Source organism: Vibrio cyclitrophicus, from assembly GCA_023206055.1.
In the GTDB taxonomy this organism is placed as follows: domain Bacteria; phylum Pseudomonadota; class Gammaproteobacteria; order Enterobacterales; family Vibrionaceae; genus Vibrio; species Vibrio cyclitrophicus_A.
Window position 1 is genome coordinate 273,715 of record CP065366.1, and the last position, 12,108, is coordinate 285,822.

Below are 12,108 nucleotides of genomic sequence, written 5' to 3' on the forward strand. Positions count from 1 at the left end.
GTTGGCTGCCTATATACTTTGTATCTGCTTCATTGTGTTTTTTATAGAACCAATGTTAATCGCTACCACTTTTAATGCATTTATTGCGAGGGTATCTCGTTCCTTAACATTAGATAAATGAAAGTCGACAGTGTAGTTCAATTTTTTTTTATTTGAGATAACTATACCATCATTTGATATCAACTGATTCACAACTTCTGAAAAGTTAAAATAGCTCGGCCCAGTAACCACCGGGATACCTAAAGCCGCAGGCTCTAATACATTGTGCCCACCTACTTTATCTCCAATTAGGCTTCCACCCATAAAGCAGATATCGGCTGCACCAATTAGTATCAACATTTCTCCCATGGTATCGCCTAAGTAAACTTGGGTCGATTCGGTTACTTTTGCTTGCCCTGTTCGACGAATGGTATTAAACCCTCGTTGCTGGCAAAGCTCAAACACACTATCAAATCGCTCTGGGTGGCGAGGAACTATAATAAGAAGTGCATTTGGGTGTGCCTCTAGAACCTTCTGATGGGCATCTAACACCTGTTCATCTTCACCCTTATGAGTGCTGGCAGCTATCCATACAGGACGGTTTGCACCAAGCTCAGCCCTTAGTGCTTTGCCTTTTTCTTTTACTTCGTCTGAAATTTGAATATCAAACTTAATTGAACCAGTGATAGCCAATTTGTTTTTATCTACACCTAAACATTCGAAGCGTGCAGCGTCAGATTCAGTTTGGCAAAGTATTTTGGTTAGGCAGGGATGCAGCAAATTAAATAGCGGTTGAACCTTGGCATAGTTGTTACATGACTTTTCTGATAGACGAGCGTTAACGACGGTAATTGGAATCTCTGCTTTATTAACCACGTTAAGTGTATTTGGCCAAAGCTCGGTTTCGATAATCAGCATCTGTGTTGGTTTTATCGCTTTTAGGAAACCTTTAACAGCAAAGCTAAAGTCGATAGGCATGTAACGGTGTTCAACAAGATCGCCGAGTTTTGCGATTTGCTCAGCCCCGGTGCTTGTAGTTGTGGTGACCAAAATGGGTTGATTAGGGGCTTGTTTCTTTAGTTCTTTAATTAGAGGTACAGCGGCAATGCTTTCACCAACAGAGACCGCATGAATCCAAATGGGAGATACGTCACTGACTAGCTTTGGAGTGAAACCAAAATGCTCTTTCCAGCGAGCACCAAACTTAGGCTTATTGGGTTTATTTTTATATAAGCCAAATAGCAAGATTGGTGCTGCTAGTGTTAGCACAGCTGTATAAAGAATGCGGATTAGCATGCGCTGACCGAAATGGCTTCCAGTTTTTGAATGCTATCGAGCACTTGCTTAGGAGATAGCTCAGTAAGGCATTTCAGGTGCTTGAATTCACATTCGCGCTTAAAGCATGGGCGGCAGTCGATGTCGGTTTGCACAATCTCTACTTTCTCAGCCAACGGCGGGGTGTATTTAGGTGATGTGGAACCATATACCGCAACGACATTGCAACCGACTGCAGCAGCGACGTGCATTAAACCTGAATCGTTGGCAACCACGGTGTCGCACGCACCCAGTAAATCAACAGCTTCAATTAAGCTTGTTTGGCCAGATAAAACATGAATACGGTATTGCAGCTCTTTAGGTACTAATGCTTTGATGTTGTTGCAAGTTTCGAGATCTTTTTGTGAGCCAAATAGCCATATTTGTTTGCCGGCTTGGCTCATGTGAGTTGCAACCTCTGCGTAGTGTTCTTCCGGCCATTTTTTGGCTGGGCCGAACTCTGCACCTGGACATAAGCCAATAATTGAGCTGTCATTCTCTAGGTTAAATTTGGCAATGGTTGCTGTTTGTTCCGTTTCATTAATGAATAATTGAGGACGAGGAAGAGTATCTAGGCCACCCAGCGATGAAGAGTCAATCATCTCTTTTTCGGTGTAGGCTAGGGCAACATAGCGCTCAACCATGTATTGGAAAGACTTCATGTTAGGGCGCAGGTCGTTTAATAGACCATAGCGCATTTCACCTTTCCAACCTGTACGCAGTGGGATGTTGGCAAACCAAGGAATAAGGGCAGACTTGGCAGATTTCGGTAAAATATAGGCGTGGTCATATTGGTTTGCACGCAAAGATTTACCTATCTCTCGACGACCCAATAAGTTAAATGCGCCATGGCCAATAGGCATCTCAATTGCTTGGTGTATTTCTGGCATACGTTCAAGGATTGGTTTACACCACCCTGGAGCAATCACGTCTATCTGGCTTTCAGGGTGAAGCTTCTTCAATACAATATAGAGTGATTGAGACATAACCATGTCGCCAACCCATGAAGGACCAATAATTAGGATCTTTTTCATTACTTTATGCGCCAGTCTGTTTTGTATCTTGGTTTGAAGAGGTTGTAGTAATTATTGCCATCTTCTTGAGAGTGCAAAAGCTGAAGTATCCACATGTACTGTTCAGGTTTGTCCCCAACAAAATATTCGATAGCTTGATTACACGTTCTTGCGTCTTGCTCTTCACCTTTATCGAGCTCAAAAGCCGGTAATATCTCGATATTAAAAGAGCCGTCTTCGGTATTCATTGAGGCAAACAATGGCAAGACTTTTGCGCGAGATAGCTTCGCTATTTTCCCTAAACCTGGCAGAGTCGCTTTTCTTGTCGCGAAAAAGTCGACAAAAACACTATGCTCAGGCCCATGATCTTGGTCTGGCAGGTAGTATCCGATATAGCCATCTCGAATTGATTTCAAAAATGGTTTTATTCCACCAGAACGCTCATATACACGGCCACCGTGTTGAACACGTTGCTTGTGCATAAGCCAATCAGTTACATCATTTTTCTGTTTCTTTGCCATGGCAGACACTGGCATATCCATAGACGCAAGAAGAATGGCTGGTACATCAATCGCCCACGAGTGGGGCACCATTAATATGACATTCTCATTGGCGTCAATGTGGCCTTGTAATATATCTAAGCCTTTAATCTGGCAGCGCTTCTTTAGCCACGAAGCAGGTTTTAAGCTCAATAAACCAAAGCGAATGAAAAATAGTGATGCAGTAAACAGTGTTTTTTCAATCAGGGCTTCGCGCTCTTCAAATGTCTTCTCTGGAAAGCAGAGTTCAAAGTTAACACGACTCCGGTGAGCCGGGCCTTTATGAGATTTTGCGAGTTTAGCTGCAATAGTTTTGGCAAGCCATTTTTGAGCTTTGAGAGGCAATAACGCAAGAGGGAGGCCAGCAATAACCCCGAACCAGGTTCCCCAAAATTTAGGTGTTAGGAAGCTTCGGTTAAATGTTGGATTATAGGCTTTTGGATCAAAATCGTTTCTTTGGGTCATAATCACTACTACAGCAGTTCATTATCTGAACCGCTGTTATTATTGAATATCAAAGCTATATTAAGTATCAAAGCTATACTGAGTATTAAAGCTTATTTGTTTTGAAGTGCCATATATTCTGCAACGCCTTGCGCCACAGTTTTAAATACCACATCACAGCCAGCTGCTCGAAGTTTCGTAAGGTCAGCTTGAGTAAACTCTTGGTAAGCGCCTTTTAAATGCTCAGGGAAAGGAATCGTTTCGATTTCACCTTTACCGTGGTGCTTAATTACCGCTTTGGCAACTTCGTCAAAAGACTCAGCATTGCCGGTACCTAGGTTAAAGATGCCAGAAACACCATTTTCTAAGAACCACAGGTTTACTGCTGCAACATCACCGACATACACAAAATCACGCTGGAATGTTTCGCTACCTGCGAACAGTTTAGGGTTCTCACCGGCGTTCATTTGGTTGTTTAGGTGGAAAGCAACAGAGGCCATGCTGCCTTTGTGATCTTCACGTGGACCGTAAACATTGAAGTAACGGAAACCAGTAATTTGAGGTAACGTCTCGTTATGCGCTACAGCATCCGCGGTTAAGCGACGAACATAGTTGTCAAATTGTTGTTTAGAGTAACCGTAGACATTTAATGCGCCTTCATACTCTTTCTCTTCGATGAAAGTCTCTGTCTCACCGTAAGTTGCAGCTGAAGAGGCATATAGGAAGGGAATTTCACGCTCAACACAGTAGTGCAGTAACTCTTTTGAGTACTCATAGTTGTTAAGCATCATGTATTTACCATCCCACTCGGTCGTTGCCGAACAAGCACCTTCATGGAAAATAGCTTCAATCGGGCCGAAATCATCGCCAGCCATAACTTGAGTTAGGAAGTCGTCGCGATCCATGTAGTCAGTGATGTCTAGGTCTACAAGGTTCTTGAACTTTTTACCGTTCTTGAGGTTGTCGACAACTAGAATATCGTTGTGGCCTGCGTCATTGAGTGCTTTCACAATATTGCTGCCAATCATGCCAGCACCACCAGTTACGATAATCATATTTTCCCTACTCTTTTGAATATAAAACTACCGCAAGTATAGCAAGGAATGACAAAGACGGGCTAGTGGAATAATTCCTTAAGCGGAGTATGATATGAGCAGATTAGTCTTAAATAAGTGCACAGTAAGCACCAGAAATTATAGGTATTATCATGAAAATTGCAGTTGCGGGTACCGGTTATGTAGGTTTATCCAATGCGATGTTGTTGGCGCAGAATCATGATGTTGTTGCAGTTGATATCATCGAAGAAAAGGTATCGATGTTGAACAACAAGCAATCGCCAATCATGGATGTAGAGATTGAAGAGTTTTTGGCTAATCGTGCTTTGAGTTTTCAAGCCACAACCGATAAGCAAGCGTATCAAGATGCCGATTTCGTTATTATCGCTACGCCTACAGATTATGATCCTAAAACGAACTATTTTAATACCAGTTCAGTAGAATCGGTGATTCGTGACGTCATGATGGTTAACCCGAATGCCGTGATGGTGATCAAATCAACGGTACCTGTTGGTTATACTGAGCGCGTTAAGCAAGATTTGAACTGTGAAAACGTTATGTTCTCACCAGAGTTTTTGCGCGAAGGCAAAGCGCTATACGACAACTTACACCCATCACGCATTATCGTCGGTGAGTGTTCTGAGCGCGCTAAAGTGTTTGCAAACCTTCTTGTGGAAGGCGCAGAGAAAGAGAACATCGATGTACTGTTTACTCACTCAACGGAAGCAGAAGCAGTAAAGTTATTCTCAAATACTTATCTAGCGATGCGAGTTTCTTACTTTAACGAATTAGACTCTTACGCGGAAGCGCATGGCTTAGATTCTCGTCAGATCATCGAAGGTGTGGGTTTAGACCCTCGAATTGGCAATCATTACAACAACCCTTCATTTGGTTACGGTGGTTACTGCTTACCAAAAGACACCAAGCAACTGTTGGCGAATTACCAAGATGTACCTAACAACATTGTCGGTGCTATTGTTGACGCGAACCGTACCCGTAAAGATTTTATTGCGGAATCAATTATTAAGCGCTCGCCGAAAATTGTCGGTATTTATCGTTTGATCATGAAGGCCGGTTCAGACAACTTTCGTGCGTCGTCGATTCAAGGCATCATGAAGCGTTTAAAAGCTAAAGGCATCGAAGTCGTCGTGTATGAGCCGGTATGGGAAGAAGAACACTTCTTTAACTCTAAAGTTTATTCTGACCTTGAAGAGTTCAAAGCCGTATCGGATGTGATTGTATCTAATAGAATGGTAGAAGAAATCGCAGACGTTGCAGATAAGGTGTATACACGAGACCTGTTTGGCAGCGATTGATTACAGTAGCGGTTGATTGTACGAGCGATTGATTACAGCTGGGATTGATTAAAGGTGTGATCGATTGAAGGTGAATTTTAGCGTTTGCTAATTCGACCAGATGTTAACAGCTCGATCTATCCGTTTAGTGGCGATATACTGAACCTCTAAACGGATAGGGACACTTATTACCAATGAAAACACGTGACAAGATTGTTTATGCTGCTCTAGAGCTTTTTAATGAGCACGGTGAGCGCAGTATTACGACCAATCATATTGCTGAGCATATCGAAATTAGCCCTGGTAATCTTTACTACCACTTCCGCAACAAACAAGAAATTGTCCGTGATATCTTCACTCTCTATTCGACAGAGTTGCTTGAAAGGTTCACACCGATTCAAGGCCAGCAAGAAAGCCTGACGCTATTAAAGACCTACTTAGATTCTATCTTCACGCTAATGTGGAAGTACCGATTTTTCTATGCGAATCTACCTGAAATATTGTCACGTGATGAAAAACTCCATCTTGATTACATGGCTGTGCAAGAAAGATTGCAAACCAACCTTGTCGATATTATGAGAGCCTTTGTTGAGTTGAACTTGCTCAAGGCAACAGATGCAGAAATGAAGTCGATGGTGACGTCTCTTCACTTGATTGCATCGGGTTGGTTGGCGTATCAATCTGCGATGTCTCCAAAAGCTCAAATTACCGAGCAAGTGGTCCATCAAGGAATGCTGCAGATGATCGCGACAGTTAAACCGATTGCGACAGCTCAAGGTTTTGAGCAGCTGACATTATTGGAAGATGGTGTAAGGGCGTTGAACAGCTAACGCCAGATTCGAGTAAACGAAGAGCTTAAAAGCAGATGCGAGTAACCGAGATTCGAGATACGAAGAGCGGTGGTTACTCATTAATACGATTACTGCACTCGCTTTTTAAAGCTCTTGGTTAATATGTTATTCGTATCGATGTCTTCATCACGCATTGTAAATAGCGACGTCATTCCCTACGACGAGGTACGAGCGTGATAGGGAATCTTTGTGTTGTGGTGAATCAAACATGACAAATAATATATGATACTGAGATTCCAGATATTTCGTCCCTCAATTCTGGAATGACGAGGTTTTGTACGTGACTAGTTCAAGGCCTCTTAACTTTTTTGGGTTGCTCAAGATTAATTAGTACCTTTTCCTCGTACCGACTTTAACCCTTCTGTATCTGGAGCACCCGCATCTGCTTTTAAGCTCTTCGCATCTCGTTTATTCGAATCCCGCATCTGTTTTTAAGCTTTTCGCATCTCGGTTACTCGAATCCCGTATCTGTTTTTAAGATCTGAGCATCCCGTATCTGCTCTTACCTAACCAACCAACTCTTTGGGTTTTGAGCTTGGCTGTTTCTGCGAATTTCAAAGTACAATGATGGGCGTGTTTGGCCGCCAGTGTCACCTGCAAGCGCGATGGCTTCACCCGCTTTAACCTTGTCACCTTCTTTCTTCAGTAGTGCTTGGTTAAAGCCATAGAGCGTCATATCACCTTTACCATGATCGAGAAGAACCACTAAACCATAGCCTCGCAGATACTCGGCAAATACCACCGTACCTGAGTAAACGGATTTAACCTGCTGACCGTACTTGGCGTTGATCACCATGCCTTTCCAGTTAATTTGCCCCGTTTGACGTGAACCGTAGTTATGTAGAACTTTATCTTTGATCGGCCAAGGTAGCTTACCTTTACGTTTTGCTAGGCCATCCATCGGGACTGCATTACGTCGTTCTCGAGCCGCTTTTTCTGCTTTTGCTATTTCAGCTTTCAGGCGAGTTTCATTTCGCTGAAGTTCAGCCAAGTAATTTTTGTCGCCAGAAATATTCTTCTTAATACTGCCAACGGTTTTCTTACGTTGTGTTTGAGTCTGAGACAACTTGTCACGCTTAGTGGTTTGCTGTTTTAACAATGTTGCGATTTGTTCTTGCTCGAGTTGACGCTGTTTGTGGCTTTCTTCTAATTCGAGTTGCGTCTGTTCAATCGTTTTAATGGTTGCGGAGCGAGCTTTGGCAAGGTGCTGGTAATAATGACTGATGCGGTCTTCTTCTACACCGGTGTTGAGAATGTGAGAAGAAGCCTTAGCTCGACTCGTCATGTAGTAAGTCTGAATGAGCTGCTCTAACTTGTCTGTCTGGACTTTTTTCTGGGCAGTGAGCGCTTTAATCTTTGTGTCTAAGTTAGCAATATTAGCATTAGCGGTATTGAGCTGCGCTTTGCTATCGAGAATTGCTTTTTCAAGTGAAGCGATGGATAGCTCCTGCTTCTTGAGGTTTGCCTGTAGGCTATCGAGTTTCTTTTGTTGGGAAGAGAGCGCTTTCTGTTGACGAGAGATTTCGCTTGATACGCCTTTCAGTTCACCTTGAGATGCAGCAAATGACGACGTAGATAACAGAGCAACACCAAGGCTGGCAGATATCAAAAGAGTCCGACTAATAGCTAGAATTTGTTTCATCATTATTGTCATTTAGTTGTATTCATCTGCTCTTGATTTTTCGAATTTCGCTGAATCGAATCCCGCACCTGCTTTTTAGCTCTTCGCATCTCGGTTACTCGAATCTGCTCTTAAATCCCATCACCATGGATGAAGTTCTGAGAGCGACCGTTAAACCCCTGATCCATATCCAAAGACGGCTTGTCTGTTTTCGGTTTTCCAACAATTTTTGCAGGAACACCAGCGACAGTTGTATGAGGCGGTACAGCTTGAAGAACCACAGAGCAAGAACCAATTTTCGCGCCTTCACCCACTTCAATATTGCCAAGTATTTTAGCACCGGCACCGATCATTACACCTTCTCGGATTTTAGGGTGACGATCGCCACCTTCTTTACCGGTACCACCTAAAGTAACGTCTTGAAGGATAGAGACATCATTTTCGACGACAGCAGTTTCACCAATAACAATACCGGTGGCGTGGTCGAGCATGATCGCTTTGCCGATACGAGCGGCTGGGTGAATATCCACTTGGCAAGCAACTGAAATTTGGTTCTGTAGGTAAGTAGCAAGTGCGATACGCCCTTGCTTCCATAGCCAGTTAGCCACTCGGTAACCTTGCAACGCGTGGTAGCCTTTCAGATAAAGCAGAGGCATCGAGTACATCTCGACCGCAGGATCTCGATTTACTGTTGCACAAATATCACAAGCAGCCGCATCAATAATCGATTGATCTTGCTTAAATGCTTGTTCAACCACCTCACGCACTGCCATTGCGGGCATTGAAGCCGTCTTTAGCTTATTGGCTAGGATATAACTTAATGCAGCGCCTAAGCTTTCGTGGTTGATAATGGTGGCATGGTAAAAACTCGCAAGCATAGGTTCTTGCTCTGACTGTTGTCGAGCTTCCTTCACAATGCATTGCCAAACCTTTTGCTGTTCACAGTGTTTCATTTTTCCATCCATTCTTTTAAACCAGATACGTGCAGCGAGATGAGAGATGCGAAGAGCTATAAGAGCAGATGCGAGTAACCGAGATTCGAGATACGAAGAACGAGATGTAAAGAACAGATTAGAGTAGCGAGTAACGAAAAGCAGCCTTATTTAAGCGCTCAACATGCTCTTACTTCTCTTCGTTACCCGTTTACTCGTATCTCGTATCTGCTTTTACTCTTTTCGTTACCCGTTTACTCGTATCTCGTTACTGCTTTTTACCTTTCTGACTTCTTGTCTCGAGCAAGCAGATCTTGTGCCGCTAAGTGTGCATCTTTCCCTTGATACAACACTTGATAAATTTGTTCAACAATTGGCATCTCAACGCCCATACGTTCGGATAGTAACCAAACTTCTTTAGTGTTGCGATAGCCTTCGACCACTTGGCCGATCTCTTCTTGTGCAGTATCGACGTCTTTACCTGAACCTAAAGCCAATCCAAAACGACGGTTACGTGATTGGTTATCAGTACAGGTTAGTACTAGATCGCCCAGTCCTGCCATACCCATAAAGGTTTCGGGTTGTGCACCCAGTGCAGCGCCTAAGCGACTCATTTCAGCTAAACCACGCGTGATCAGTGCTGTACGTGCATTAGCACCAAAGCCAATACCATCCGACATGCCTGCGCCAATTGCGATAACATTTTTCACTGCGCCGCCAAGTTGCATGCCGATGAAATCTGAGTTTGCGTATACGCGGAATGTTTTACCGCAGTGGATCTTCTCTTGCAGCTCTTCTAAGAATACTTCATCTGGTGAAGCGACAGAGATAGCCGTTGGCATGCCCATCGCTAACTCTTTGGCAAAAGTAGGCCCTGATAGAACCGCTAACGAGTACCCATCACCAAGCACATCATGTGCGACATCTTTAAGTAAGCGGCCTGTTTCTGGCTCTAGGCCTTTGGTCGCCCAACAGATGCGAGAATCCGTACCTAAGTAAGGTTTCAGGCTGTTTAGAACAATACCAAACACGTGGCTAGGCACAACAACGAGAAGGTCACGACTTGCTGTTACTGCTTTCTCAAGATCGGATTCGATGATTAAGCTGTCTGGGAAAGCTATATTTGGTAGAAACTCATTGTTCGCACGCTCAGATTCAAGGCGAGCCATATGAACAGGGTCATGTCCCCAAAGAACAACATTGGCACCGTTACGCGCTAGAGATATCGCTAAAGAGGTTCCGTAAGAACCGGCACCAATGACAGTCATGGCGATGTCTTTGCCGTAAGCGCTGTCTTTACCGTAAGCATCTGTCGCGTGAGTTGTGCGAGTTGTGTCTGTCATGCTTCCACCTAAAAATAATGAGGAAAATCGAAGAGTTCTGTAGAAACTCTCTATTAAGAAGAAAGTGTTCTACTAAGAAGGAAAAGCTATCCACTAAAATAAGAAGAGCTTTCAATCTTAGTACAGTGTAAAGAAAAAATGCACATCGCAGAAGTTGCGATGTGCATTTAAAAGCTAACTAGCACTTGAATCGTTAGAGTTAAGTTCTACTTTGAGACTTAAGCCTGTTCGCCTTCAGCTTGCTGAGCTTGGCTCTGTAGGTAGTTCATGAACAAAGCATCAAAGTTTACTGGAGCTAGGTTCAATTGTGGGAACGTACCTTTAACCACTAGGCTAGAAATTGTTTCACGAGCGTATGGGAATAGGATGTTCGGGCAGAATGCACCTAGGCAATGTGCCAGTTGGCCCGCTTCCATTTCGCTTGCAGAGAAGATGCCGCCTTGTTGAACTTCACAAAGGAATGCTGTGTCTTCTGCGTTCTTAACAGTAACAGTTAGACGTAGGATGACTTCGTAAACGCCTTCGCCAAGTTCACGGCTTTGAGTGTCTAGGTCCAGTTTTACATCTGGGTTCCACTCTTTTTGAAACATGTCTGGAGAGTTTGGCGCTTCGAAAGATACATCTTTTAGAAAGATACGTTGGATTGCGAAGTTCTGTTGTGCGTCTTGTTGTGCTGCTTCAGCCATTTTCTTGTCCTTAAAAATTTATAATTAGGTTTTGTTCGTTATATTTGCCGAACAAAACCTTAAAGTCATATTTGTGTAATCAGGTCAGTCTGCTTCTTGTCGTTAACGGTTTATTGCCTTTAACTACTTCTTACCTTTAACCAAAGGAAGATTAGCTTCGCTCCAAGCCACTAAGCCACTTTTCAGTACGCTTACGTTTTCGAAACCGGCTTTAACCAGTAAGTTAGCGCTTTCTTGAGCAGTTTGACCTGTCTTGCATACTACGATGATTGGGTCTGCTTTGTGACTTTCAAGGCTACCAAAGTTATTTGCTTTGATATCTGACGGCAAAATGTGAACTGCGTCAGTAATATGGCCTTTCTTGAACTCATCCTTAGTACGAATATCAACCACAACACCGTTTTCACGGTTAATCATGTGTGTGGTTTGCGCTGCCGTGATCTCTTTATAAGCTGCGTTTGATGTCTTGATAACGTTCGCAATGATGGCAACAACCAAGCCGATCCATACGATGGCTAAAATCATATTCTCTTGAACAAATGGAACTAACTCTTGCATGTCTTGAACTCTTATTCGTTATTGGGCGAAAAACTATAGGTCAGGAGTATAGCGATAAAGGAAGGGAGAATACAGAGGGAGCATAGGGTTGTGATAATAGGCGAGATACAAAATGATTTCTGTCTACAAATTATGCATTTACTTGAACACGTTTATTCACTAGTATTATCAAATGATTGTTTAAGCTGAACAATCAGTTGAGGACATTCTTAGCCTCAACATATAAACGTTTATATTAATGGGAATCATTATGAAAAAAATGGCTTTAGCGGCAGCACTAGCTGTTAGCTTCTCTGGCGGTGCTTTTGCAGCAGCAGAAGGTGCAGCAGCAGGCGCTGGCGCATCAACAGCAGCAGCGGGTACAGCAACAACAGTAGCAGTAACAACTGCAGCAGTCGCAGTAGGCGCAGCAGTTGCTGTTGCTTCTAACGACGGCGGCGCTACAACTACAACTACAACTAACTAATTTATAGTTGTA

Annotated in this window: 12 protein-coding genes; 3 read left to right on the forward strand and 9 right to left on the reverse strand. The window is 43.3% G+C overall.

The genetic code is table 11. The features are described 5' to 3' along the window. Window positions 1–9: 9 nt before the first annotated feature. The 4 genes from waaA to rfaD form a co-directional block, all read right to left on the reverse strand. Entirely contained in the window at window positions 10–1,275 is a 1,266-nt protein-coding gene (gene waaA, locus ITG09_01285) for a lipid IV(A) 3-deoxy-D-manno-octulosonic acid transferase (GenBank protein ID UPR52335.1), read from the reverse strand. Then, window positions 1,269–2,327 (reverse strand): lipopolysaccharide heptosyltransferase II, encoded by a 1,059-nt coding sequence (waaF, locus tag ITG09_01290; GenBank protein UPR52336.1) that lies wholly within the window; start codon window positions 2,325–2,327, stop codon window positions 1,269–1,271. The genes waaA and waaF overlap by 7 nt, the downstream gene beginning before the upstream one ends. Next, window positions 2,327–3,313: a lauroyl-Kdo(2)-lipid IV(A) myristoyltransferase gene (gene lpxM, locus ITG09_01295; GenBank protein ID UPR53567.1), complete on the reverse strand. Its 987-nt coding sequence runs from the start codon at window positions 3,311–3,313 to the stop codon at window positions 2,327–2,329. The genes waaF and lpxM overlap by 1 nt, the downstream gene beginning before the upstream one ends. Before the next feature lie 89 nt (window positions 3,314–3,402). Then, window positions 3,403–4,344 carry an ADP-glyceromanno-heptose 6-epimerase gene (rfaD, locus tag ITG09_01300; GenBank protein UPR52337.1) on the reverse strand — a complete coding sequence of 314 codons (942 nt, stop codon included), beginning with the start codon at window positions 4,342–4,344 and terminating at the stop codon, window positions 3,403–3,405. A gap of 152 nt (window positions 4,345–4,496) precedes the next feature. Here rfaD and ITG09_01305 point away from each other — a divergent pair, with 152 nt between their 5' ends. Together ITG09_01305 and ITG09_01310 are read left to right on the forward strand one after the other, a co-directional pair. Continuing rightward, complete coding sequence (locus ITG09_01305; GenBank protein ID UPR52338.1) at window positions 4,497–5,660, forward strand: nucleotide sugar dehydrogenase; 1,164 nt, start codon at window positions 4,497–4,499, stop codon at window positions 5,658–5,660. Window positions 5,661–5,833: 173 nt separating this feature from the next. Then, entirely contained in the window at window positions 5,834–6,469 is a 636-nt protein-coding gene (locus ITG09_01310; protein UPR52339.1) for a TetR/AcrR family transcriptional regulator, read from the forward strand. A gap of 523 nt (window positions 6,470–6,992) precedes the next feature. On the opposite strand, the gene ITG09_01315 is transcribed toward ITG09_01310, so the two are convergent. From ITG09_01315 to ITG09_01335, 5 genes are all read right to left on the reverse strand, one after another. Next, complete coding sequence (locus tag ITG09_01315) at window positions 6,993–8,144, reverse strand: peptidoglycan DD-metalloendopeptidase family protein (GenBank protein UPR52340.1); 1,152 nt, start codon at window positions 8,142–8,144, stop codon at window positions 6,993–6,995. A gap of 98 nt (window positions 8,145–8,242) precedes the next feature. Continuing rightward, window positions 8,243–9,064: a serine O-acetyltransferase gene (gene cysE, locus ITG09_01320; GenBank protein ID UPR52341.1), complete on the reverse strand. Its 822-nt coding sequence runs from the start codon at window positions 9,062–9,064 to the stop codon at window positions 8,243–8,245. A 257-nt stretch (window positions 9,065–9,321) separates the two neighbouring features. Then, window positions 9,322–10,386: an NAD(P)H-dependent glycerol-3-phosphate dehydrogenase gene (gene gpsA / locus ITG09_01325; protein ID UPR52342.1), complete on the reverse strand. Its 1,065-nt coding sequence runs from the start codon at window positions 10,384–10,386 to the stop codon at window positions 9,322–9,324. A gap of 218 nt (window positions 10,387–10,604) precedes the next feature. Next, entirely contained in the window at window positions 10,605–11,072 is a 468-nt protein-coding gene (gene secB / locus ITG09_01330; protein ID UPR52343.1) for a protein-export chaperone SecB, read from the reverse strand. A 123-nt stretch (window positions 11,073–11,195) separates the two neighbouring features. Beyond that, window positions 11,196–11,630: a rhodanese-like domain-containing protein gene (locus ITG09_01335; GenBank protein UPR52344.1), complete on the reverse strand. Its 435-nt coding sequence runs from the start codon at window positions 11,628–11,630 to the stop codon at window positions 11,196–11,198. A gap of 250 nt (window positions 11,631–11,880) precedes the next feature. Between ITG09_01335 and ITG09_01340 the strand changes: the two genes are divergently transcribed. Beyond that, window positions 11,881–12,096: a hypothetical protein gene (locus ITG09_01340; GenBank protein UPR52345.1), complete on the forward strand. Its 216-nt coding sequence runs from the start codon at window positions 11,881–11,883 to the stop codon at window positions 12,094–12,096. Window positions 12,097–12,108 lie beyond the last annotated feature (12 nt).

Excerpts from the sequence above, each read along its gene's own strand:
- waaA (UPR52335.1), bottom strand. The coding sequence starts at position 1,275 with ATGCTAATCCGCATTCTTTATACAGCTGTGCTAACACTAGCAGCACCA.
- waaF (UPR52336.1), bottom strand. The coding sequence starts at position 2,327 with ATGAAAAAGATCCTAATTATTGGTCCTTCATGGGTTGGCGACATGGTT.
- rfaD (UPR52337.1), bottom strand. The coding sequence starts at position 4,344 with ATGATTATCGTAACTGGTGGTGCTGGCATGATTGGCAGCAATATTGTG.
- ITG09_01305 (UPR52338.1), top strand. The coding sequence starts at position 4,497 with ATGAAAATTGCAGTTGCGGGTACCGGTTATGTAGGTTTATCCAATGCG.
- ITG09_01310 (UPR52339.1), top strand. The coding sequence starts at position 5,834 with ATGAAAACACGTGACAAGATTGTTTATGCTGCTCTAGAGCTTTTTAAT.
- ITG09_01315 (UPR52340.1), bottom strand. The coding sequence starts at position 8,144 with ATGACAATAATGATGAAACAAATTCTAGCTATTAGTCGGACTCTTTTG.
- cysE (UPR52341.1), bottom strand. The coding sequence starts at position 9,064 with ATGAAACACTGTGAACAGCAAAAGGTTTGGCAATGCATTGTGAAGGAA.
- gpsA (UPR52342.1), bottom strand. The coding sequence starts at position 10,386 with ATGACAGACACAACTCGCACAACTCACGCGACAGATGCTTACGGTAAA.
- secB (UPR52343.1), bottom strand. The coding sequence starts at position 11,072 with ATGGCTGAAGCAGCACAACAAGACGCACAACAGAACTTCGCAATCCAA.
- ITG09_01335 (UPR52344.1), bottom strand. The coding sequence starts at position 11,630 with ATGCAAGAGTTAGTTCCATTTGTTCAAGAGAATATGATTTTAGCCATC.
- ITG09_01340 (UPR52345.1), top strand. The coding sequence starts at position 11,881 with ATGAAAAAAATGGCTTTAGCGGCAGCACTAGCTGTTAGCTTCTCTGGC.